The sequence below is a fragment of the Stenotrophomonas sp. YIM B13575 genome (genome assembly GCF_042787595.1).
GTDB lineage: Bacteria > Pseudomonadota > Gammaproteobacteria > Xanthomonadales > Xanthomonadaceae > Stenotrophomonas > Stenotrophomonas lactitubi_B.
In genome coordinates, this window is sequence record NZ_JBHZOP010000003.1 from 1 (window position 1) to 21,516 (window position 21,516).

Consider the following 21,516-nt stretch of genomic DNA (forward strand, 5'->3'; position numbering starts at 1 on the left):
CACGCGGGCTGGCCGCTGTAGAGCCGAGCCCATGCTCGGCTTGGGCCCCTGACGGCAGCCGAGCATGGGCTCGGCTCTACAAAGCAGCGCTATCGCAGCGACCTTCGATCAGGGAGAATCGACCGGTCCCTTCCAGCCGACGGGACGTCCTCACAACCCGCCGACTGGAGAGAGCGCGCGTGGAAGCTACCGTACATTTCATCAACAGCATCATCTGGAGCAAGGCGCTGATCTTCATGTGCCTGGCCGCCGGCCTGTTCTTCAGCCTGCGCACCCGCTTCATGCAGATCCGTGGTTTCGTCGAGATGTGCCGCCTCACCGTGTCCGGTGAGAAATCCGACGCCGGCGTGTCCTCGTTCCAGGCCCTGGCCATGTCGATGGCCGGCCGCATGGGCATCGGCAACATCGCCGGCGTGGCCACCGCCATCGCCTTCGGCGGCCCCGGCGCGATCTTCTGGATGTGGGTGATGGGCTTCCTCGGCGCGTCCACGTCGTACGTGGAATGCACCCTGGCGCAGATCTACAAGACCAAGGATGCCGAAGGCCGCTACCGCGGTGGCCCGGCCTACTACATCGAAAAGGCGATGGGCCTGAAGTGGTATGCCATGGCCTTCGCCATCGCCACGATCATCGCCGCCGGTTTCCTGATGCCGGGCGTGCAGGCCAACGCCATCGCCGACAGCATCATCAATGCCTGCCGCGGCACCGCGCTGTGCGGTCCGCTCGATGGCCAGGCCTTCGGCATGGAATCGGTGCAGGCGCTGAAGCTGGGCATCGGCATCGTTGTCGCCCTGCTGCTGGGCGTGGTGATCTTCGGCGGCGTCAAGCGCATCGCCAACTTCGCCGAAGTGGTGGTGCCGTTCATGGCGGCTGGTTTCATCCTGACCGCCATCGTCATCATGATCATCAACTACGACCGCGTGCCGGAAATGTTCGGCATCATCTTCAAGAGCGCCTTCGGTACCCACGCCGCGTTCGGCGCGATGATGGGCCTGGCGGTGGAATGGGGCATCAAGCGCGGCATCTACGCCAACGAGGCCGGGCAGGGCTCGGGTCCGCACGCTGCGGCGGCTTCCGAGGTCTCGCACCCGGCCAAACAGGGTTACGTGCAGGCCTTCGCCATCTACTTCGACACCATGATGGTGTGCACCGCCACGGCCTTCCTGATCCTGGCCAGCGGCACCTACAACGTGTATTCGCCGGTGGCCGGCGCTGAGCCGATCTTCCAGGGCCTGGCCGGCATTCCCGAAGGTGCGGGCTACGCGCAGGCGGGTGTGGAAGCGGTGCTGCCGGGCTGGGGCTCGGCGTTCGTGTCGGTGGCGATCTTCTTCTTCGCCTTCACCACGATCATGGCCTATTACTACATGGCCGAAACCAACCTGACCTACGTCAACCACAACAGGAAGCGGCCGCTGACCGTGCTGCTGCTGCGCCTGGGCATCATCGGCATGGTGGTGTTTGGTGCCTTCCACAACGCCACCCTGGCCTGGGCACTGGGCGACATCGGCGTAGGCCTGATGGCCTGGCTGAACATCATCGCCATCCTCATCGTGCAGAAGCCGGCCATGCTGGCCCTGCGCGATTACGAACGACAGAAGAAGCTCGGCCTGGATCCGATCTTCGACCCCGATGCCCTGGGCATCAAGAACGCCGATTTCTGGCGTCAACGCAAGCTGGAGTTGTCCCGTAGTGAATGATCCCTGGAAGAATGCCCGCCGCCCGTCGTCGCGACCGCCGCGGGCCACCCCGCTGCCACCGCGTGAGGGCGGCACCCCGCCACCACCGGGGCGCGGCAACGACGAACTGCGCCTGTATGGCTGGAACGCGGTGCAGGCCCTGTTCGCCAAGCGTCCGCAGGCGCTGCGCAAGCTGTATCTGGTGGAATCGCTGATTCCGCGCATGCAGCCGGTGCTGAAGTGGTGCGTGGCCAACCGCGTCGGCTATCGCGTGGTGGAAGAGGGTGACCTCAACAAGCTGGCCGCCACCACCCATCACGAAGGCCTGGTGGCCGACGTGCTGCGCGCGCCGGTGGTGCCGCTGGCGCAGTGGCTGGCCGAACTGGGCGAAGGCCCGGCGCTGGCACTGTGGCTGGATGGCGTCGGCAATCCGCACAACTTCGGTGCGATCCTGCGCTCGGCCGCGCACTTCGGGGCCAAGGCGCTGCTGCTGCCTGCCAGCAGCACGCTGGCCCTGTCCGGCGCGGCGGCACGCGTGGCCGAGGGCGGTGCAGAGTCGGTGCCGCTGGTGCAGCTGCCTGAGGACGCAGAAGCGATGGCACAGCTGCGCGCGGCCGGTTTCGGCCTGGCCGCGACGCTGGTCGAGGGTGGGGATGACGTGTTCCGCGCGTCGTTGCCCGCCCGCCTGGTGTACGTGATGGGCGCGGAAAGTGAAGGCATGGATCGCGGCCTGGCCAGCCAGTGCGATCTGCAGGTCTCCATTCCCGGCAGCGGCGCGGTGGAAAGCCTGAACGTGGCCTCGGCCACGGCGGTGCTGCTGGCGCAGTGGGTCAGCCAGCGCGGCTGAGCCCCTGACCGGGGTCAGATCCCTCGCCGCAGGCGAGGGCTCTGACCCCACTGTGTCACCGCATCACTCGTTCGGCGGCGTGGTCGCCTTGGCTTCGCTGCCGAAACTGCCATCGGCTTCGGCGGCCAGATAGGCAAACACGGTGTAGGCCGCCACGTTCTGCGCCAGCGCCTTCGGGTCGATCTTGTCGAGCGTGTCGTCGGCGGTGTGGTGCAGGTGGAAGTAGTCCGAGCCATCCTGCGCCAGCCATGCCCACGCAGCACCCTTGGCGGCCAGCGGGCCGACGTCCGGGCCCGGGCCGCCGTTGTCGGCCTGGTACTCGATGCCCAGCGGCTTCATCACCTCGGCAATCTGCTTGGTCGCCTCACGCGAACCTTCCGGGTTCGGCGAACCGGTGTTGAAGGCGTAGATGCGGCCAGCACCGAAATCGCTCTCGGCGGCCAGCTGGTGCAGGGCCACGTCCTTGGCATGCGCCTCGGCGTAGGCCTTGCCGCCGTATAGACCCTGTTCTTCGTTGGCAAAGGCGATCACGCGGATGGTGCGCTTCGGCGCCTGCTTGAGCTGGCCGATCAGATGACCGGCGGCCATGGTGATGCCCACGCCCGCACCGTCATCGACCGCGCCGGTGCCCAGGTCCCATGAATCCAGATGTCCACCGATCACCACCACTTCCTTCGGCAGCGTGCGGCCGGTGATCTCGCCGATCACGTTGTACGAGGTCGCGGTGCCATCCCAGCCGCAGTCCAGCGCCACCTTCACCGTGGTCGCGCCACGGGCGAGCAGGCGCGCAAGCTGGTCGGCGTCGGGCACCGACAGCGCCGCCGACGGTACCGGCGTCAGGCCGTCATCGAAGCGGGTGATGCCGGTGTGCGGCACGCGGTGAGAATCGGTACCGGCCGAACGCATCAGGAAGCCGACCGCGCCCTTGCGGATGGCCTCGGACGGGCCCTTGCTGCGGATCGCGCCGCCGCGGCCATAGTCGCGGCCATCGCGGAACGGCAGCATCTGGTAATCGACGAAGGCGATCTTGCCCTTCAGCGAACCGGCCGGTGCGGCCTGCAGCGCAGCCAGATCGGCGAAGCGCACCACCTCGGCTTCCACCGTACCGCCCGGGCTGCCACCCAGCGCAGTGATCTGCAGCGGCTGCGGGTTCCTGCCGGTCACCGCAGCGTGTTCACTACGGCGCTCCCACTTCGGGAAGGTCACCGGTTCCTTCCATACCTTGTCAAAGCCCAGAGCCTTGAACTTGGCTTCGGCCCAGGCCACGGCACGGGCGTCGGCCTCGCTGCCGGCGATGCGCGGGCCGATCTCGGTGGTCAGCGATTCGACCACCTTCCAGCCGGTGTCGTCGGCCAGCGCCTGGTCGCGCAGCTGTGCGGCGGTGGCCAGCGAGGCCGGCGGCAGGGTGGTGGCATGCGGCGCCGCGAAGGCCGGCGCGGCCAGCAGGGCGAGGGAGGATGCGATGGCAAGGACGCGGCGACGCATGGACAGCTCCGGGAAGGGTGTAAGCCTTGGAGCTTAACAGTCGTTCAGCGCCGCGCATGGGCGGGAGGTCATGGCCGCTGCGGATGCTGTTTTCCGCCAGATGCAGCAAAGCGAAAGCCCCGCCGGAGCGGGGCTTTCGCGTGTCATGTAGAGCCGAGCCCATGCTCGGCTGCGTTTCCAGATCGGCCGAGCGTGGGCTCGGCTCTACAGGCGGCGGGGGCGCCAATGGCGCCCGACACCTTATTTCTTCAGGCTGTCGCGGATCTCGCGCAGCAGCACCACTTCTTCGGCCGGCGCAGCCGGTGCGGCTTCCTTCTTGCGCGACAGGCGGTTGATCACCTTGATCACCAGGAAAATGGCGAAGGCCACGATCACGAACTGGATCAGCGTGTTGATGAAATCACCGTAGCCGATCACCACCGCCGGAATCTCCTTGCCATCAGGCCCGATGCTGGCTGGCGACAGCGTCCACGCCAAGTGCGAGAAATCCACCCGGCCGATCAGATAGCCCAGCGGCGGCATGATGATCTTCTCCACCAGCGCGGTGACGATCTTGCCGAAGGCCGCGCCGATCACCACGCCGACGGCGAGGTCGATGACGTTGCCGCGCATCGCGAATTCCTTGAACTCGGTGAGCATTCCCATTGTTGTTTTTCTCCTGAGGGCGAGGGGGGACAGCGCGCAGGGTAGCGCAGGTGATGTCAGCCGGCGATCACGCCGTGGCGCTCGGCCACGTTCTCAAGACGTGCGCTGAAACGGTCGCCGGGCTTCAGGGCGGCCACGCCGGACGGCGTACCCATGAACACCAGGTCGCCGGCACGCAGCTGCCAGAGCTTGGACAGCTCATGCAGGATTTCCGGTACGTTCCAGATCATCTGGTCGAGCAGGGACTGCTGGCGTACTTCGCCGTTGATTTCCAGCGACAGGTTGAGCGCAGCCAGGTCGCCGACTTCACCGGCATGCACGATCTCACTGATCGGCGCGGAGGCATCGAAACCCTTGGCCGCATCCCACGGGTGGCCCTTCTCCTTGGCGGCGGCCTGCAGGTCGCGGCGGGTCAGGTCCAGGCCCACGGCATAGCCGTAGACCAGTGCTTCGGCATCGGCCACGGCCAGCTCGCCGGCGGGCGCGTCACGGCCGATCGCCACCACCAGTTCCACCTCGTGGTGCAGGTTGCGGGTGGCAGGCGGGTAGGGGATCACATCATCGTGGCCGACCACGATGGCGTCGGCCGGCTTGGTGAAGAACATCGGGCGGCCGCGATCGTCTGCGGCAGGTACGGCAGCACCCATCTCACGCGCATGGTCGGCGAAGTTGCGGCCGACGCAGTAGATGCGGTGCACAGGAAAACTGCCGCCGCCAACAACCGGTACACGCGGCGTGGCTGCAGCAGGGATCACATCGGAGACATCGGACATGCGGGCATCCAGGAAGGGAGTGCCCGCAGTCTAGAACGCAGCAAGGCCCGCCGTCAGCGGGCAGCGTCGATCAGCGCGAGGCCGGCAGCGCCGACTTGCGCACCACGTGGTACTCACCCTTGACCACGTTCGGGTCGGCCGGGCGGCTCGGGCCGGGCTTGCGCGAAGCCAGCAGCTTCCACGCCAGGCCCACCAGGATCATGGCAGCACCGACGAATACGCCGATGAACACCATCGCGGCCAGGATCGCCAGGCCGAGCAGGCCTACGGCAACGCGCACCAGCGGATGGCGCGGCTTGCGCGGGGCAAACAGGGTACGGAACTGGTTGAAGGCGAAATCGCGATTGAACATGGTGGCTCGATAGGCTGGAAATCAGCGAGCCATGAGTATCGGCAGCTGCCACTGTCATTGAGTGAAAAACTCGTTAAATATAGCCTTGGCTTATTACGGATCAATGACTTGTGTTCATGTCGCAGCTAGTCACATGACCAGGCATGCGACAATGCGCGATTCCGTCCGAGCCTTCGCCATGACTGCCGCTGTCGCCCTGATCACCCTGGATGCCATTGCCGATGGCGCGTTTGCCGAGGTTGAAGCGGTGGTCGATGGCGATGCCGAGTCGCTGCTGCTGTACCGCGACGGTGAGCAGGTGCGCGCGTTCCTGAACATCTGCCCGCACGCGGGCCGCCGCCTGGACTGGGCACCCGGCCAGTTCCTGAAGAGCCGCGAAGGCCACCTGGTCTGCGCCGCCCACGGCGCCTCGTTCGCGCTGGACAGCGGCGACTGCATCGCCGGCCCCTGCAAGGGCGACCGCCTGCGCGCCGTGCCGGTGGATGTGCGAGATGGGCAGGTCTACCTGGCCTGATGCATCGGTGTGCGGACCAACGGTCCGCACCCACCAGATCAACAGGTATCCAGATCCATCCACGCATGGCGTGGATCTACCGTGTCGACCAAGGTCGACACCTACCAAAGCGGTGCACGACGCCGTTCAGGCAGATTGCAGCGATCCGTCGAAGGCGGGGTGGGTCCGATGGCGGGGGCGTGAGCCGCATGGATGCGGCGACCGAGCTTACAGGGACGTACTTGCAGCGTCCCCTGCCACCGGACCCACCCCGCCATCCCACGGATAGCAGGCTGTTGCTGTTGCTTCGGCTGTTGCCGTTGCCGTTGCCTCGGCGGGTGCAGGGCGCAGCCCTGCCGATAAACCCAACCCTCAGAACATCAGGTTGATCATCACCACCACCACGCACGTATAGATCAGCGACAGCGGGCCGCCGACCCGCCACATCTCGCGTGGGGTGTAGTTGGCCGGGCCGGTGATCATCGAAATCACCGGGTTCGACGCCGTCATCAGGTTGTTGGACGCCGACAGCGCCACGATCAGCGCGAACGCCGTGGGATTACCGCCTGCCGCCAGCGCCAGGTTCACCGCGATCGGCACCATCACGATGGTCGCGCCGACATGGCTGATCACCAGCGAGAACACCGTGGTCAGCAGCGCCAGCGCCAGCTCCAGCACCCAGATCGGAATGCCGGTGGGCAGCTTGTCGATGGTATGGCCGGCCACCCACGCCGCGGCACCACTGGAATCCATCGCCCAGCCGAGCGGAATCAGCCCGGCCATCATGAACACCGTCTTCCAGTTGATCGAGGCATAGGCCTCGTCCATGCGCAGCACGCCGGTCAACAGCATGCCGGCCACGCCGGTCATCAGGGTCAGTGCTACCGGCAGCTTGCTGGTCAGCGCGATCAGGATGGTCAGGGCGAAGATCGCCATGGCGATCTTGAACTTGTGCGGGCGCTGCTCGCCGGTCGGGTAGTCGGTGACCACCACGAAGTCGCGGCTCTTGGCGGCCTGCGCCAGGTCGGTCCAGATGCTGTGGAAGACCAGCATGTCGCCGGCGCGCAGCTGCACATCGCGCACATCCTCGCGGATCACCTGCTTGTCGCGGTTGATCGCCAGCAGGCTGATGCCGCGTTCCTTGCGCAGGCGCAGCTCGCCTGCGGTCTTGCCGATGACGCCGGAGGTCGGCGGCACCACCGCCTCGGAAATGCCGGCGCGGCTGGGATTGAACAGGTCGCCCAGGTGTTTCAGGCGCGAGGACATGCGCAGGAACTGGTTCTGCGCGAAATCGTGGATCTGCTGGCGCGGGCCCATCGCGCCGAGCACGCTGCCCACCCAGATGCGCATTTCCGCCGGCGGTGCCAGGCGGGTGTCATTGCCGGTCTTCAGTGCCAGCAGCAGCGGCGCGTCATGCAGGTTCTCCGCTTCGCCCAGGGTCATGCCGACCAGCGGACTCTCGGCGGTGACCACCAGCTCGAACACATCGCCTTCGATGCCGTAGGTCTTGGCGAAGTAGCTTTCGGTGCGGGCCGGCGTGGTGCCGTCGTTGACCAGGCTTTCCTCTTCCACCAGCTTGCGGTCGCCGTAATAGCGGAAATACAGCAGCGAGGCGATCAGCAGGGCGATGCCGATCGGCAGCGGCGCGAACATGCGCAGCGGCTCGATGGTGGCCAGGCCGGAGGGCAGGTTGTTGTTGGCCGAGGCCAGCAGATCGTTCAGCAGGATCAGCGGCGAGTTGCCGACCATGGTCAGCGCGCCACCCATTACGATCGCCGCCGAGATCGGCAGCAGCAGACGCTGCATGGTCAGCCCGGTGCGTGCGGCCAGGCGCGAGGCGACCGGCAGGTACAGCGCCATCACCGAGGGGTTCTGCATGAAGGACGAGTTCAGGCCGGCGATGGCCGTGGTCATCATCAGCAGCCGCTGCTCCACGCCATGCCCGCGCCGCAGCAGCCAGGCCGCGAGGCGGTTCAGCGCACCGGTGCGGTCCAGGCCCGCGCCGAGGATGGTGGTGGCGATGATGCTCATCACCGCGTTGCCGGAGAAGCCGCCGAAGATTTCCTCCGGCGCGATCAGGCCGGTCACGCCCAGCACCACCAGCACCACCAGCGCGACCACGTCGGCGCGGATGCGCTCGAACAGGAACATCGCCATTGTGAAGCCGACCAGCCCGAGCACGAGCTTCATGTCAGTGGTCAGCGTCAGCGCGGTATCCATGTGGGGCGCGGCGTCCTCAGGCGTTCATCAGGTGCGGTCGTACAACAGGTCCCAGACACCATGGCCGAGCTTCTGGCCGCGGGTCTCGAAGTGGGTCTGCGGGCGCCAGTCCGGGCGCGGCACGCTGCCACGCGGGCCGGCACGGTTGACCAGGCCGGGGGTGGCATCCAGCACGTCCCACATCTGCTCGGCGTAATCCTCCCAGTCGGTGGCGCAGTGCAGACGGCCACCGGAGCGCAGCTTGCGCACCAGCAGCTCGGCAAAACCCGGCTGGATAAGGCGACGCTTGTTGTGGCGCTTCTTGTGCCACGGGTCGGGGAAGTAGATGCGCACCTCGTCCAGCGCGCCATCGGCGATTTCCTTTTCCAGTACTTCCACCGCGTCGTGGTGGTACAGGCGCACGTGGTCGACGTTGTCCTCGGCCAGCGCGTTCAGCAGGCGACCGACGCCGGGCGCATGCACTTCCAGGCCGATGTAGTCGCGGCTGGGGTCATGCTGTGCGGCAAAGCGCAGCGCGGCCCCGTTGCCGAAGCCGATTTCCAGCACCTTGCGCGCATCGCGGCCGAAGGTGGCATCCAGATCACGCGGTTCACCGCTGAAATCCAGGCCGAAACGCGGCCAGCGCTCGTCGAACGCGCGCTGCTGGGCGGGGGTGAAACGGCCTTGCCGCAGCACGAAGCTGCGCACTTCACGGCGGCCTTCGTTGACCGTGAACGGCTTGGGCGGCGCCTTCGAACCGGCGCTGTCAAATGGATTGGTCATCAGCCGATCAACCCATCGATCGGCGAGGATGCACTGGCGTAGCGCTTGCGCGGAATGCGGCCGGCCAGGAATGCCTCGCGGCCTGCTTCCACGGCCTTGCGCATCGCGCTGGCCATCAGCACCGGGTGGCGCGCACCGGCGATGGCGGTGTTCATCAGCACGCCGTCGCAGCCGAGCTCCATCGCGATCGCCGCGTCCGAAGCAGTGCCCACGCCGGCGTCGACGATGATCGGCACCTTGGCGTCTTCGATGATCTGCAGCAGGTTGTACTTGTTCTGGATGCCCAGGCCCGAGCCGATCGGCGCGGCCAGCGGCATCACCGCAGCGCAGCCGATCTCTTCCAGGCGCTTGGCCAGGATCGGGTCGTCGGAGGTATAGACCATCACCTCGAAACCGTCCTTGACCAGCTGTTCGGCGGCCTTGAGGGTCTGCACCACGTCCGGGTACAGCGACTTCTGGTCGCCCAGCACTTCCAGCTTGGTCAGGTTGTGGCCGTCCAGCAGTTCGCGGGCCAGGCGGCAGGTGCGCACGGCATCCTCGGCGGTGTAGCAGCCGGCGGTGTTGGGCAGGATGGTGTAACGGTCCGGCGGCAGCACGTCGAGCAGGTTCGGCTCGCCCGGGTTCTGCCCGATGTTGGTACGGCGGATGGCCACGGTGACGATCCGGGCGCCTGCGGCCTCGGTGGCCAGGCGGGTTTCTTCCAGATCCTTGAACTTGCCGGTGCCGGTGAGCAGCCGCGAGCTGTAGGTCTTGCCGGCGATCACCAGCGAATCGGGGGAGACATGAGCGTTCATGACGCGATTATCGCTTATCCGCCTGAAGATGGGGTCGTCGCAGAAGGTGGGGTCGGATCCCTTTGCCACAGGCAACGGGCTCTGACCCCGCTGTCTCAACCACCGCCCAGCGCATGCACGATCTCCACCACATCGCCCTCGGCCAGTACATGCTCGGCATGACGGCTGCGGCTGACGATCTCGCCGTTGACCTCCACCGCCACCCGGCGTTGCAGCAGCTGCTCGGCCGCGAGCAGGTCCAGGAGGGTCGCCGAAGCGGGCAGGGTGCGGGGTTCGCCATTGAGCTGGATGTTCATGAGGCCATTGTCGCTGATCGCCGGTTCGCATCGGAACCATTGCAAGTTGCGCGCTACGCCCGTACCGGCAAAGCCTGCCAGGCCGGGCTCGGGCGACAATCCATGCGGCGGCGCAGCGTGAGCAATTGGCGGCGCAGTGAAACCATTCACCGTGCGCCGGCGTACGTGCGTCGGAACCTCAACGATATCCCCACAGGAGTTTTTACATGCTGCTCAGCAAACGCCCGATCCGCTCCCTCATGGCGGCCGCGATCGCGCTGGCCGCGCTGCCGGCCATGGCAGGCGAATCCCCCTACAGCCATGCGGTCTTCTTCGGTGACAGCCTTACCGACGCCGGCTACTTCCGTCCGCTGCTGCCGGCCGACGTGCGCCCGGTCACCGGCCAGTTCACCACCAATCCGGGCTGGGTGTGGTCGCAGCAGGTCGCCAATTACTACGGCCTCAATGGCGCTGCCAACGGCAATGGCCAGAACGGCGACAACTACGCTGTCGGCGGTGCCCGTGTCGGCGTCGACGTGGCCAGTGCCCTGGGCACCATTCCCTCGTTGAAGAGCCAGGCGGCCCGCTACCTGGCTGCCAACGGCGGCAAGGCTGACGCCAATGCCCTGTACACGGTCTGGGGCGGCGCCAATGACCTGTTCGCCGCAGCGCGTGCGCCGGCCCAGGCGCAGGCCATCATCGGCGCGGCCGTCACCGACCAGGTGGCCCTGGTGGGCGCCCTCAAGCAGGCCGGTGCCGAGTACGTGCTCGTCCCCAACCTGCCGGACGTCGGCATTGCTCCGCAGTTCCGTTCGCTGGGTCCGGCCGGTGCCGCGCAGGCCACCGCGCTGGCGGCCGGTTACAACAAGGCCCTGTATGGCGGCCTGAAGCAGGCCGGCATCGAGTTCATTCCGCTCGATACCTTCACCGTGCTGCGTGAAGTGGCGGCCAACCCGGCCATGTACGGTTTCCGCAACGTCACCGATACTGGTTGCAGGATCAACCCCGCTGACACCACCACCAGCATCCTGACCTGCAACCCGACCAGCTACGTCAGCCCGGATGCGGCCACCGCCTACCTGTTCGCCGACGGCGTGCACCCGACCACCGCCGGTCATGCGTTGCTGGGGCAGTACGCGGTGTCGATCCTCGAAGGTCCGCGCCTGCAGCAGGTGCTGAGCCATTCGGCACAGACCATCGGCCGCTCGCGCGCCGACCAGGTCAGCCTGCACCAGGCGGGTCGCCCGGCTGACGGCCTGTCGTGGTGGGGTGGCGTGCGCGGCGACATGCAGCGCTACGACCACGCCGATCTGTACGACGGTCTGGCCCCGGCCGGCCTGTTCGGTATCGACTGGGCGCGCGACGGCATGGTCTTCGGTGGTTTCGCCGGCTTTGGCCGTCTCAACGCCGACTTCGGCAACAGCCGTGGCGACTTCACCCAGAAGGACACTACCGCAGGTCTGTTCGCTGGCTGGTACGGCGACCGCATCTGGGTCAATGGCCAGGTCAGCTACACCTGGCTGTCCTATGACGTGAACCGCAAGGTCCAGCTCGGCCCGGCAACCCGCGAACACAGCGGCTCGCCGGACGGCAGCAACCTGACCGCTGCCCTGAATGCCGGTTACGAGTTCGGCACCGAAGGCGGCTTCCGCCACGGCCCGATCGCCTCGGTGATCTGGCAGCAGGTCAAGATCGACGGTTACACCGAAAGCGCCGATGCCGGCACCCTGGCTACCGCGCTGGGCTACGGCAAGCAGGATGTCGATTCCACCGTGGGCCGTATCGGTTGGCAGGCCCGCTTCGACGGCGGCACCGTCAAGCCGTACGTGCAGGTGACCTACGACCACGAGTTCGAAGACACCAAGCAGGCCAGCGCCTGGGTGCAGAGTCTGCCGGACGTGGGCATGTACCGCGTGCCGGGCATGGACTTCGACAAGAACTATGCGACCGCCATCCTGGGCGCGCGCATGGAACTGTTCGGCCTGCAGAGCAACATCGGCCTGAGCGCCACCACCCTGCAGAAGCGTGCGCAGGACGCGACGTTGTTTGCCAGCTTCAGCGGCAGCTTCTAAGGGCTGCGGTCCCGGGCGCCGCAGCGTGCCCGGGACCTCCACACGGTAGCGCCGGGCCATGCCCGGCGAGCCGCTGGCAGCGGTTGCCATTGCGCAAACCCGGCGGGTCCGCATAGACTTCAGCCCTGCAACGCGGGCGTAGCTCAATGGTAGAGCTGTAGCTTCCCAAGCTACTGACGAGGGTTCGATTCCCTTCGCCCGCTCCATGTCTCCCAACGGTTTGCGGATTTCTCAGCGCTCCGCAAAATGCAGGCCGCTCCGCAATTCGGGATTGAACTTCATCCTTTGCCGTCAAGCAGTTGCTTAACCAGCATGGCCTGGTCGGCATTAGGGAGGGTCAATATCCAGGTGGGTTCCGGATCGAAGTCGGTGTATGTCGCGACGGTCGGGACGTCGGTTTTGACTTCACCTGGAAAGGCCAACTTGACCAGGGCAGCCTCTGCGTAAGCCCGCCGCGTTTCAGGGCCGCGAACGATGTTGCCTTCGACGGTCACGGTTTTGTCGCTGGATCCCTTGAGCATGTTCTGACCTCCGGTTGGTGTTGCCGGATGATCGCTGGGTTCGCTGTCGCGATCTATAGCGCGTCATAGACCACAACATAACGGCGCTTCTCGCGATTTTCCTTGCGTTTAACTTAGCGCGTTGGGGTCGCCTTCGACCCTCTCTTCTTCCGCACGTAGATTTCGGTCGTTGTGACCGATGAATGCCCCAACTGGGCCTGCGCTTCGCGAATGTCCTTTGCCGAATCGGCCTTGTCCGTACCCGCCTTAGCGCGGAGGTCGCGGAACTGGAACTCTCCCTTTGCAATACCCGCTTCCTCCCTCGCCTTGTCGAACCGGTAGCGCAGGGCGGCGCGGCCCAGGGCCAAGCCGTCGTCGTCTACGATCAGCCGCGTGCTGTAGACCTTCTCTCGCCCATTCGGGCACTTCTCCCCTTTACGCTTAGCAATGCGGTCAAGCAGCGCTGCCAGTTCGCCCGTGATCTCCATGGTGACCCGGTTGCTGGTCTTCGACTGCTGGATGATGAGACCGCGCGCTGTCACCTGGCGCACGTCCATTGACCACACATCGCCTACGCGCTGTCCCGTCAGATAGGCAAGGTCCATGGCATCGCGCAGCGCGGCATCGGCACGCGCGTATACCGCCTTGAAGGCGTCGTCGTCCACGTACACGTCGCGGCCGGTTTCCTTGTTCCGCCGGATGCCCTCGCACGGGTTGGGAAGGTCGGTGATCCCCTTTCCGCGCGCCCAGTTCCAGATATGCGAGAACAGGGAGACCTCACGATTCGCTATCACCTTTGACTTTCGCCAATCCAGATACTGTCTGATGTTTATCGGGCGGATGGCCTCGAACGGTGCTGGGGGCGCATCGAAGTAGCTCAGCAGTGCGGTGATGCATCGGTTGTTGAGCCGCTGAGTGGTTACGGCCTTGGTGGGCACGACTTCGGCGCGATAGCGGTCCGCGACGTGCCGGAACGTTACAACCGCCGCGGCGGGGATCGCGCTGGCATGCTCGATCTCCGCCCAGCGCTTGATGGCAACCCCGTAGTCACTGCCCAATGCGGTCTCGCGCCTGGGCTTACCGCCGTGGTCGTAGTAGTAGTGGATCACGCCAGACTTCTGCTTGCGTGGCCTGAACCGGGGGATAGCCCCCGGCTTGCTCGGTTTCCTTCCCATTTCAAGCGACCTTGCTGGAAGTCCATGTCGGCGGCGCCTTTGGTGCCTGCGCCGTTCCTTCAACGCTGGAGCGCAGCACTACCGGCCAGTCGTGCGCGTCCAGATAGTGCTTAATCCCATTCTTGCGAAGAAACGCAGCCTGGCGCGCGCGCTGGGGCGTACGGCACAGGCCGGCAATCTCGTCCCGCGACAGGTACATATCAGAGAACACTGGCCACCTTTCCTCCGCCTGCCATTACCAGGCGCATCTGGATAACGTTGTCGGCTGCCTCGGGCGCCTTGCGCGCGCTGCGGGCGGGCCGGTTGATCCGCCGCCACTCCACCAGCGCCGACTCGGCGTCGGCCTTCTTGCTGGTCGACCTGCAGCAGCATTCGACCAGGTGGCCACCACCGGCGCTCGCGCGCCGCTCGTCGTGGATGTGGCGCGCGCGATGCCCAGCGGCGCAGTTGGGCAGGCCTTCGGGATGGCTGATCTGCTTCTGAGTCATGGCTTTTCGCACTCCGTAATGTGGGCTTCCAGCTTTTCCAGCAGGAAGGTGGCTTGCTTGGACCGGTGTTCCCGGTCAAAACGGTTCAGGGCAAACGGGCCGGCGTCTCGCAGCCACTGCAGCGGCTGGACCAGCCAGCGCGGATCGAAGGGGAGCCGGGCGCGCGGATCGACCTCCCGCACCAGCGGCACGCAGTCCGGCCCGGCCCAGTCTTCGGGGTCGCCGCACCTGGTGCAGATGCGGTTCTGGAACACGTGCTCCTTCTCCGGCTGCGGCACGCGCGGCTTGTCGAACAGGGCGCGGATCACCAGGCCGCGCTGCGGGCCGTAGTGGACCTGTTCCGCGTTGGCCTCTGCCCAGCAGCCCGGCGCGAAGTCGTCCGCGTGGCGGTACTCCCAGCGGGCCACGTGAGCCGAGTAAAGCTCGGCCATCAGGGTGTCGGCCCAGGCGCGGACCTGGTCGGCAGCAACGGGGCCGCCTTCCGGGTCAATACGACGCATGGCGGCGACCACCTCAGCGACCGGCGATGACGCCTTGGTGGCGTCGACCACTGCGGCCGGCGCCGCCGGGAACTGCATCGCGCTCATGCAGCCACCGCCATGTCGGCCGGCACCCGGTCCAGATTGGCCTCGGCCAAGGCGCGCAGCGGCGGTGGGCTGACGCTGTTGCCCACCATGCGCACGGCCGCGCTGGTGGTGAGCGGCGTTCCGTTGGCCGTGCGATCGATGATGTACCCGGTTGGGAAACCCTGCGCGCGGTACAGCTCGTGCGGCTTGAGCATGCGCAGGCCGATATCCACGATGACGTAGGGCGTGCCTTTGATGTGGACCGTGACCAGCGCCAGACGGTCCTTGGTGGTGACCGTGTCCAGGGAATCGCGCAGATCCACAGCGATGCCGCTGCCGTAGTACTTCACCAAGAAGGCGGCGACGCGCAGGGCGCCGGCTTCCTGCTCGGGCGACAGCTGCGCCAGTTCGGCCTCAGCCATGGCGTGCCCGCCGCTGCCGCTGGCGGTGACCGTGCCGATAGGTGCGCGCGCATCTTTGCTGCCGGCGCCCCAGCGCTGCACACCGTCCGGCTTACCCTCGCCGTGTGCAGCCTGGACCATGAAGGCGCTGGACACTGCGTGATGCTCTGCCTGCGCGGCGACAGTGGCCAGCGGCGTACGCACATCAGCGCCGACCATATTCCGCCGCAGCGTGACCAGCGAAGCCGAAGCGAGGCCCAAGGCGTGCGCTGCGCCTGCTGGGCGCGCGGCACCGGCTCCAGAGGTGATCGTCGGAACCGGCTCCGTCGCGGGCGAGCCAATGCTGTCGCCCCGGAACTTGACCAGGTGGGCAGCTGAGACGGCGTGCTTTACGCCGCCGGCCACCACCGTTCCCAGAGGCTGCTGCAGATCGAGCGCGCGCGGCGCCTGGCCCTCGCGCTCGCCGTAGCCGGTCTGCACCAACGTTGGAGCCACCACGGAGAAGTGCCCGCCCTTCACCTCGGCGCAGAGCGTGCGCAGGGATTCGTCCACAGCCATCGTGCGCTGGGTGCTGGCATTGGCGTGCTCTGTGATGAAGGGTGCCAGTTCCGGCGCTGCCAGCATCAGCTCGCCGCGGTTGGCGGCAGTGATCGTGCGCATCGGCTCCCGCACGTCGTGCACGCGGTCGCCGCCCTGGTGCGTCACCGGGACAATGAACGGATCGGCCGAGTTGATGACGTGGCGCATGACGCCCTTGGCGATGCGGCGCATGGTGGCGTCGGCCAGGTCGCGCTTACGGCCGAAGATCGACGGGCAGGGGATGGAGAAGTCCAGACAGTCGGCAGCGGTGACGCGCGGCGTCTGGCCCGGGTTGGGGCCGTGGCTGGCAGCGGGCCACACGATGGGCTCACCGTCGCGGCGGCCGAGCAAGAACAGGCGTTCGCGGCTGGTGCCGGCGCCATAGTCACTGGCGACCAGCTTGCGCCACTCCACCACGTAGCCGAGCGCACGCAGCGCGGCAACGAACTGGCGCCAGGTGCGGCCGGCATGGCGCTTGTCGGGCACCAGCAGCTGATTCCAGACAGGAACACGCTCGCCCGGCGCGGCCACCTCGGTGCGCACGTGCACGCGCTCCGTTTCGACCTTTCCGCTCTTGCGCGTTACCTCGCGATCTTCGAACACCGCTTTGAACACCCTGCCAGTGTCCTTGCAGCGCTTCGCCACCAGCGGGCCCCAGGTGAGGATCTGCCACACGTTCTCCATGGAGAAGATGCGCGGCGCGGTGTTGGTGCCGTTGAGCCGATCCGCGCGCTGCAGCATGCCGATCCACTTGAGCACGACCCAGGACAGGGCGCGGGTCTTCCTGCTGCGCGGCTGGCCGCCCTTGGCCTGGCTGAAGTGCGTGCAATCCGGGGAGGCATGGAACCAGCCGATGGGGCGGCCGGCAACGTCCACGCGCGGGTCGGCGTGCCAGATATCCTCGCGGTGGTGCTGGGTCAGCGGATGGTTCGCCGCGTGCATGCCGATGGCCAGCTCGTCGTGGTTGTAGGCCAGTGCGGGATCGATGCCCAAGGCCTGCTTGAGGCCTTCCGATGCGCCGCCGCCGCCGGCGAACAGATCCACCACGATTTCGCGCGGGCGCAGGCGGGAGCGCTGCGGAGCGGGGAAGTTGAAGGAGTGGGAGCCGTCAGCCATTGGTGGAATCCTTGGGTGCGATGGGGCCGGTGTGGCGGTAGTCACGCAGCGGGTCGGTCAGGAACTGGCCGCGCTCCTGGCGCTGAACGGTGTACTCGGGGAAGGCCTCGGCGGGCAGGTGGGCGTGCGCTTCATCCATCAGCGCCACGAAGCGCTGCTGCCAGTCCAGCGGCATGGACTGCAGGGTCCGGCGCGGTACGACCAGATAGGCGGAACGGGTGAGCCCGAAGGCGTCCCACACCGGGCCGTGGTAGTACGGGCACAGGCTCGCGGTGTCGTTCGTGATCGTCTTCATCGCCAGCCCCGCAGATACTCGCCGAACGTCACGCCACCGTCGTAGCGCAGGAACTGCTGGTAGCGCTGCTGGGACCTGGTCAGTTTCGGCGGTGGTGGAGTGTGCTCATGCACAGCTGCGCGGCCGGCCGGAGTGACATTGAACAGGTCGCTGCCGCCGGTGATCGCATTCCCAGCGCGCCGGACCATGAAGCCGCGCGCGACCAGTGCCATGCAGTGCTGGTGGTCGGCGCCGCAGGGGCCGGTGACGAAATGATTGCGGTAGCTGCGCTCCCAGCCGTAGTCGCCGACGCCCAAGGCGTGGCGAAGGATCTGCAGCTCGGCTTGCGGCAGAGCGCGGGCGGTCGTGTCGTCAGCCATTGCCCACCGCCTGGCTGTCGATCATGGCCAGCAGCTTCCCGAATTCAAGATCAATGTTCCCGCTCGCAGCGGATTTCTGCCACGCTTTACGGATGGCCTCCCGCAACTCCACAAGGTCCACGGCCTGCGCGGGCGGGGCGGCTCGCATCATCGCGTCAAGGGCGGTGTCCAAACGGTCCGCCCAGAAACCACCCTCGCGGTACGCCTTGCGGAAGGCGGCGCGCATTTCCGGGGTGACCCGGACGGCCACCGGCTGGCGGGCGCCGAGGGTAGCGGCCGCTTTGCGCAACAGGGCTGCGGTTTCCTCTCCACGTTCGGCATCGTGCTGCAGCCCGGCGGCAACATCCGTTGCCTCGTCCGGGGTGTAGCCCTCGCCATCCTCGATGGCCTGTTCAATGCTCAGGCCGGTTTCGCGGTCGTCTGCTGCCATGCGTTCCAGCCCTGCGGCATGTGCCGTCAGTTCGGTGACCAGCGCATCCTGACCACCCGGGGAGGGCTGGGCGGAGAGGGCGGTGGCGGCTTGCCACAGCTCCCACCGTTCTTGTTGCTCGGCTGGACCATAGTTGTCCGCATATACGCCGTTGTGCAGGTCGCGCGTCGGAGCGCCTGTTTGCCAACGCGTCTTGAACTTCTCGCAATGCCACGCCTCAAACCGCGCACGTTCCGAGGCAGCCAACTGCACGCATCCGCCGTGCTTCACGGTCGCCAGGGTGGCGGGGGTCTTGTCGGTGGTCATGCGTGCTGCTCCTTGCGTTCGGTGATGGCGCGCGCGCTGTGCGCGGCGAGGCTTTCCCAGCGCTCGGCTTCGCCGAGGTAGTGCGCTGCGCGGGCCTGCCGCTCGGCTTCGGTGAACTGCACGTCGTGCAGCGCGTGGTCTGCGGCCGCACGATTGGCGGCGGCCATGCGGGCTGGGTCGTGATCGAAGATGTCGAGCTGGTTACGCACGCTGGACTCCTGGGATGGATTGCCGGCTGGTGGAACCCGGCCGGCGCGGGTTCCCTGCGCTACAGGGGGAGAGCGCAGGGCAGGGGATCAGTGGGTGTCGTCGGCCTGCAGCGGCGCGCGCTGTCGTTCGGCCGCGCGCTGTCGCATTTCCTCGCGGAAGGCGGGCCAGTTGCGCACCAGGTCGCGGAGGCCGCACCAGGTGAAGAACACGACGCCTGCGCCGAAGGGCAGGAGGAACGACGCGGCGTCGGTGTAGATGGCGCGCGCGAGCAGCGCCAGCAGCAGTCCGACGATGACGGCGCAGTAGAAGGGCAGGGCCAGGTGGCGCATCACTTCCCCTCCACTTCATTGATGAAGTCGCGCAGTTTTCTGCTGGAGTTGGCGGGCAGCGCCACGTAGGCGCGGTCCACGATGACGTGATGCTGGCCGGCGTTCTCGCTGAAGGTGGGCGCACCGTCGGCGGAAGCGAACATGACCATGACCCTGGCGCCCTTTGTGCGACGCCAGCCCGAGACGCTCCAACCAGCCGGATCCCGCATGGCACGCAGCCGCATGCCGCAGCCGGGGACTTCGATGACGGCGAAGTCTGGAAGGGAGGTGGCGCTCATGCGACACCGCCTTTGACGCGGGCGAGGGCGGCATCGAGTTCCGCAGTGCGTGCGTGGATGATCGACTCTGGTCCACGCATGTGCTGCAGGGACGTGCGTGCTGCCTGAGCAGCTTCGATCAGATCGGCAATCGCGGATTCGGCTTGGCGCAACTCCTCCGTGCCGAATCCTTCCTCTTCCAAATCTGCGATCGCGAGGCGGATGGCATGCAGTGCGTCTACGGGGAAGCTCATGCAGCACCGCCTTGGGCGCGCGCATCGAGGCGCGCAGCGGCAACGGCACCCGCAACGCTCTGGCCGTGCAGAAGGACACCGGCGGCTGCGTGACCGGCCACATAGCGCACCAGCTCGGGGCGCACGCCCCAGCGTCCAGCGGCGCGGCGCACAATGCCGGCGGCGGCTGCCGCGCGCTGTACGGGGGAGTGGTTGGCGATGACGGCGCTCATGCGGCGGCGTCCTGGCTTTCGCCGCGCAGCTGCTGGGCAGCGGCGATCAGATCGCGCGCTGCAGCGGTTGCCTCGTCGGCGGTGTAGTAGATCCGGGCGGCGCCGAAGTTCTGGACGACCTTCCCGCTGACCGTGTCAGCCTTGGCGGTGCCGGGGGCGGTTTCGGTGTTGAAGGCCAGAGTGGCCATGGTTGATCTCCTGCGCCCGGCCCCGGGATGGGGTGGTGTTGGGCGACGGGAGTAAGATCACACATTGTGATTGTTGGTGCAACACGAAACGTGATGTTTATTGGCCGAATTTCTGAACGGGGCTATTTCCGTTCAGAAATTGGGTTTGTGATCAGTCGAACGAGTGGCGGATCAGGCCCGCTTCTTCGAAGGAAACGTCATCGCGAATGCACTCGCGGGCGCGGTCCAGGTCACGATGGAGTGCGATGAGAGCGTCATCGCCGAGGTCTTCAATGCACGCATGGCCCAACGTGGCTTGGTCAATGATGATCTGCACGCCAAAGTGCCGGTAAGCCTTGGCCAAACTGCGAATCATGCGGATGTGGCTTTCACGAGCGACTGCATCGAAATGCGGCGAGCGCTTGCTGGGCACTGCATAGAGCGCAGGCTTTCGATCAGGCGCTGCGTTTATGCGCTCGACCAGCTTGCTTAGCAGCGCTTCCGTTTTGCTCATCTGTTGTCCTTCCCCTGTGTAGATCGCGCTTCTCGCGCCATGCGGCGAAATCCACCAGGTTCCGCTGTTCTGCGGGGCGATCGTCAGAGACGATCCATTCGTACACGTCCGCAAACAGATCAGCCTCCGCTTCAATATCGAAGGCTTTGCCAAGCGTGCCGAATGCCTTGTCGAGGAACCGGTGGGTTTCGGCAAGGATTGCAGGCTCGGGTCGCTGGGACTGAGACGCCGGCGCTTCTCCGAACAGTGAAGCGATGCTGACGCCGAGCGCCTTTGCCAAGCGGGGCACCTCGGAGACCTTCGGTTCGCGCGCGCTGTCCGCTGACGACTCATAGTTCGCAATGCGGCTTTGCCCCGACCAGCCGCAGGCCAAGGCCAAGGCTTCTTGGGTCAAGCCGGCTCGAAGCCGGGCGGCGCGGAGGTTGTCAGAGAAGGCCATGGGCCAATTCTTCACGGTCTGTGATGTGGCGCTAACACGATTTGTGTTGCGCAAAGGATCACGATATGTGATTCTCGCCAGATGGACGCACTCGACAGAGCCGTGAAAGCCGCCGGCGGGGTTACATCCCTTGCCTCCCATCTTGGTGTTCGCCAGAGCGCCGTCAGCAATTGGCGCTCCCGGGGTCGTGTGCCCCCGGCCATGGCCATTCCCATCGAATCCGTCACTGGCGTTTCCCGCCATGACCTTTGCCCCGACATTTTCGGGCCCTTGGGCGGTCTGGCCCCTGTGACCAAGCGGGAGTTGTTGGCAAAGCTCGGCCTCTCCAGCGACGCACACCTGGCCGTCATCTTGGCCCTCCCGGTGGACCGCGTCTCTTCGTGGGATCTGGACGCAGCTGTACCGGCTCTGCCCGGTGTTCTCGCCGTCCTTGGTGCTGCACCCGCCAGCGCTGTTTCGCGCGTCGAAACCGATCCCGACGCGAACCGCATTGCTCCCGTCGATACCGCTTGAAAGGCCATCCAT

At 66.4% G+C, this 21,516-nt stretch carries 30 protein-coding genes and 1 tRNA gene; 6 read left to right on the forward strand and 25 right to left on the reverse strand.

Annotated features, from left to right (window positions below; genetic code table 11):
- The first annotated feature begins 179 nt into the window (after positions 1-179).
- Positions 180-1,697, forward strand: coding sequence for an alanine/glycine:cation symporter family protein (locus tag ACFX4F_RS00180; RefSeq protein WP_380651013.1), 1,518 nt, complete (start codon positions 180-182; stop codon positions 1,695-1,697).
- Positions 1,690-2,523: a TrmH family RNA methyltransferase gene (locus tag ACFX4F_RS00185; protein WP_380651016.1), complete on the forward strand. Its 834-nt coding sequence runs from the start codon at positions 1,690-1,692 to the stop codon at positions 2,521-2,523. Before ACFX4F_RS00180 ends, ACFX4F_RS00185 begins: the two co-directional genes overlap by 8 nt.
- Positions 2,524-2,586: 63 nt before the next feature.
- Here the strand turns inward: ACFX4F_RS00185 and ACFX4F_RS00190 are convergent, their stop codons facing one another.
- From ACFX4F_RS00190 to ACFX4F_RS00205, 4 genes are all read right to left on the reverse strand, one after another.
- Positions 2,587-4,008, reverse strand: coding sequence for a M28 family peptidase (locus tag ACFX4F_RS00190; RefSeq protein WP_380651019.1), 1,422 nt, complete (start codon positions 4,006-4,008; stop codon positions 2,587-2,589).
- 240 nt (positions 4,009-4,248) lie between these two features.
- Positions 4,249-4,653 carry a large-conductance mechanosensitive channel protein MscL gene (mscL, locus tag ACFX4F_RS00195; RefSeq protein WP_033831860.1) on the reverse strand — a complete coding sequence of 135 codons (405 nt, stop codon included), beginning with the start codon at positions 4,651-4,653 and terminating at the stop codon, positions 4,249-4,251.
- A 56-nt stretch (positions 4,654-4,709) separates the two neighbouring features.
- A complete protein-coding gene (locus ACFX4F_RS00200; protein ID WP_380651022.1) occupies positions 4,710-5,426 on the reverse strand; it encodes a fumarylacetoacetate hydrolase family protein in 717 nt (238 codons plus the stop codon).
- Between the two features lie 70 nt (positions 5,427-5,496).
- Positions 5,497-5,778, reverse strand: coding sequence for a hypothetical protein (locus ACFX4F_RS00205; protein WP_380651025.1), 282 nt, complete (start codon positions 5,776-5,778; stop codon positions 5,497-5,499).
- Between the two features lie 178 nt (positions 5,779-5,956).
- On the opposite strand from ACFX4F_RS00205, the gene ACFX4F_RS00210 reads away from it, so the two are divergent.
- Positions 5,957-6,292, forward strand: a complete 336-nt coding sequence (locus tag ACFX4F_RS00210; RefSeq protein WP_049469607.1) for a Rieske (2Fe-2S) protein — start codon at positions 5,957-5,959, stop codon at positions 6,290-6,292.
- A gap of 351 nt (positions 6,293-6,643) precedes the next feature.
- Here the strand turns inward: ACFX4F_RS00210 and ACFX4F_RS00215 are convergent, their stop codons facing one another.
- The 4 genes from ACFX4F_RS00215 to thiS all read right to left on the reverse strand — a co-directional run bounded on the left by ACFX4F_RS00215 (position 6,644) and on the right by thiS (position 10,343).
- Positions 6,644-8,491: an SLC13 family permease gene (locus tag ACFX4F_RS00215; RefSeq protein ID WP_025874276.1), complete on the reverse strand. Its 1,848-nt coding sequence runs from the start codon at positions 8,489-8,491 to the stop codon at positions 6,644-6,646.
- A 27-nt stretch (positions 8,492-8,518) separates the two neighbouring features.
- On the reverse strand, positions 8,519-9,253 hold the full coding sequence (gene trmB / locus ACFX4F_RS00220; RefSeq protein WP_099820863.1) for a tRNA (guanosine(46)-N7)-methyltransferase TrmB: 735 nt from the start codon (positions 9,251-9,253) through the stop codon (positions 8,519-8,521).
- A complete protein-coding gene (locus ACFX4F_RS00225; protein ID WP_089236612.1) occupies positions 9,253-10,047 on the reverse strand; it encodes a thiazole synthase in 795 nt (264 codons plus the stop codon). Before ACFX4F_RS00225 ends, trmB begins: the two co-directional genes overlap by 1 nt.
- A 95-nt stretch (positions 10,048-10,142) precedes the next feature.
- Positions 10,143-10,343 carry a sulfur carrier protein ThiS gene (thiS, locus tag ACFX4F_RS00230; RefSeq protein WP_025874279.1) on the reverse strand — a complete coding sequence of 67 codons (201 nt, stop codon included), beginning with the start codon at positions 10,341-10,343 and terminating at the stop codon, positions 10,143-10,145.
- A 206-nt stretch (positions 10,344-10,549) separates the two neighbouring features.
- On the opposite strand from thiS, the gene ACFX4F_RS00235 reads away from it, so the two are divergent.
- Positions 10,550-12,394: an autotransporter outer membrane beta-barrel domain-containing protein gene (locus tag ACFX4F_RS00235; protein ID WP_099820864.1), complete on the forward strand. Its 1,845-nt coding sequence runs from the start codon at positions 10,550-10,552 to the stop codon at positions 12,392-12,394.
- Positions 12,395-12,526: 132 nt separating this feature from the next.
- A tRNA-Gly gene (locus tag ACFX4F_RS00240) sits at positions 12,527-12,600 on the forward strand.
- 72 nt (positions 12,601-12,672) lie between these two features.
- Here the strand turns inward: ACFX4F_RS00240 and ACFX4F_RS00245 are convergent.
- From ACFX4F_RS00245 to ACFX4F_RS00325, 17 genes are all read right to left on the reverse strand, one after another.
- On the reverse strand, positions 12,673-12,915 hold the full coding sequence (locus tag ACFX4F_RS00245; protein WP_380651033.1) for a hypothetical protein: 243 nt from the start codon (positions 12,913-12,915) through the stop codon (positions 12,673-12,675).
- 113 nt (positions 12,916-13,028) lie between these two features.
- The gene (locus ACFX4F_RS00250) at positions 13,029-14,069 is read right to left on the reverse strand and encodes a tyrosine-type recombinase/integrase (protein WP_380651036.1); all 1,041 of its coding nucleotides are present in this window, start codon (positions 14,067-14,069) and stop codon (positions 13,029-13,031) included.
- A 1-nt stretch (position 14,070) separates the two neighbouring features.
- On the reverse strand, positions 14,071-14,268 hold the full coding sequence (locus tag ACFX4F_RS00255) for a DUF4224 domain-containing protein (protein ID WP_380651215.1): 198 nt from the start codon (positions 14,266-14,268) through the stop codon (positions 14,071-14,073).
- A 1-nt stretch (position 14,269) separates the two neighbouring features.
- Positions 14,270-14,557, reverse strand: coding sequence for a hypothetical protein (locus ACFX4F_RS00260; RefSeq protein ID WP_380651039.1), 288 nt, complete (start codon positions 14,555-14,557; stop codon positions 14,270-14,272).
- Positions 14,554-15,144, reverse strand: a complete 591-nt coding sequence (locus tag ACFX4F_RS00265) for a hypothetical protein (protein WP_380651041.1) — start codon at positions 15,142-15,144, stop codon at positions 14,554-14,556. The genes ACFX4F_RS00260 and ACFX4F_RS00265 overlap by 4 nt, the downstream gene beginning before the upstream one ends.
- The gene (locus ACFX4F_RS00270) at positions 15,141-17,219 is read right to left on the reverse strand and encodes a DNA cytosine methyltransferase (protein WP_380651044.1); all 2,079 of its coding nucleotides are present in this window, start codon (positions 17,217-17,219) and stop codon (positions 15,141-15,143) included. Before ACFX4F_RS00270 ends, ACFX4F_RS00265 begins: the two co-directional genes overlap by 4 nt.
- Positions 17,212-17,514 carry a hypothetical protein gene (locus tag ACFX4F_RS00275; protein ID WP_380651047.1) on the reverse strand — a complete coding sequence of 101 codons (303 nt, stop codon included), beginning with the start codon at positions 17,512-17,514 and terminating at the stop codon, positions 17,212-17,214. Before ACFX4F_RS00275 ends, ACFX4F_RS00270 begins: the two co-directional genes overlap by 8 nt.
- The gene (locus tag ACFX4F_RS00280) at positions 17,511-17,873 is read right to left on the reverse strand and encodes a hypothetical protein (protein ID WP_380651050.1); all 363 of its coding nucleotides are present in this window, start codon (positions 17,871-17,873) and stop codon (positions 17,511-17,513) included. Before ACFX4F_RS00280 ends, ACFX4F_RS00275 begins: the two co-directional genes overlap by 4 nt.
- The gene (locus ACFX4F_RS00285; RefSeq protein ID WP_380651052.1) at positions 17,866-18,609 is read right to left on the reverse strand and encodes a hypothetical protein; all 744 of its coding nucleotides are present in this window, start codon (positions 18,607-18,609) and stop codon (positions 17,866-17,868) included. Before ACFX4F_RS00285 ends, ACFX4F_RS00280 begins: the two co-directional genes overlap by 8 nt.
- Positions 18,606-18,818 carry a hypothetical protein gene (locus tag ACFX4F_RS00290; RefSeq protein WP_380651055.1) on the reverse strand — a complete coding sequence of 71 codons (213 nt, stop codon included), beginning with the start codon at positions 18,816-18,818 and terminating at the stop codon, positions 18,606-18,608. The genes ACFX4F_RS00285 and ACFX4F_RS00290 overlap by 4 nt, the downstream gene beginning before the upstream one ends.
- Before the next feature lie 87 nt (positions 18,819-18,905).
- On the reverse strand, positions 18,906-19,148 hold the full coding sequence (locus ACFX4F_RS00295) for a hypothetical protein (RefSeq protein ID WP_380651058.1): 243 nt from the start codon (positions 19,146-19,148) through the stop codon (positions 18,906-18,908).
- Positions 19,148-19,426 carry a hypothetical protein gene (locus tag ACFX4F_RS00300; RefSeq protein ID WP_380651060.1) on the reverse strand — a complete coding sequence of 93 codons (279 nt, stop codon included), beginning with the start codon at positions 19,424-19,426 and terminating at the stop codon, positions 19,148-19,150. Before ACFX4F_RS00300 ends, ACFX4F_RS00295 begins: the two co-directional genes overlap by 1 nt.
- A complete protein-coding gene (locus ACFX4F_RS00305; RefSeq protein WP_380651063.1) occupies positions 19,423-19,659 on the reverse strand; it encodes a hypothetical protein in 237 nt (78 codons plus the stop codon). Before ACFX4F_RS00305 ends, ACFX4F_RS00300 begins: the two co-directional genes overlap by 4 nt.
- Positions 19,656-19,871: a hypothetical protein gene (locus ACFX4F_RS00310; RefSeq protein WP_100436535.1), complete on the reverse strand. Its 216-nt coding sequence runs from the start codon at positions 19,869-19,871 to the stop codon at positions 19,656-19,658. The genes ACFX4F_RS00305 and ACFX4F_RS00310 overlap by 4 nt, the downstream gene beginning before the upstream one ends.
- Complete coding sequence (locus tag ACFX4F_RS00315) at positions 19,868-20,059, reverse strand: hypothetical protein (protein ID WP_380651065.1); 192 nt, start codon at positions 20,057-20,059, stop codon at positions 19,868-19,870. The genes ACFX4F_RS00310 and ACFX4F_RS00315 overlap by 4 nt, the downstream gene beginning before the upstream one ends.
- A 151-nt stretch (positions 20,060-20,210) precedes the next feature.
- Positions 20,211-20,552 (reverse strand): hypothetical protein, encoded by a 342-nt coding sequence (locus tag ACFX4F_RS00320; protein ID WP_380651067.1) that lies wholly within the window; start codon positions 20,550-20,552, stop codon positions 20,211-20,213.
- Complete coding sequence (locus tag ACFX4F_RS00325) at positions 20,494-21,132, reverse strand: helix-turn-helix domain-containing protein (protein WP_380651070.1); 639 nt, start codon at positions 21,130-21,132, stop codon at positions 20,494-20,496. Before ACFX4F_RS00325 ends, ACFX4F_RS00320 begins: the two co-directional genes overlap by 59 nt.
- On the opposite strand from ACFX4F_RS00325, the gene ACFX4F_RS00330 reads away from it, so the two are divergent.
- Complete coding sequence (locus ACFX4F_RS00330; RefSeq protein WP_380651073.1) at positions 21,073-21,504, forward strand: transcriptional regulator; 432 nt, start codon at positions 21,073-21,075, stop codon at positions 21,502-21,504. The genes ACFX4F_RS00325 and ACFX4F_RS00330 overlap by 60 nt on opposite strands.
- Positions 21,505-21,516: the final 12 nt, after the last annotated feature.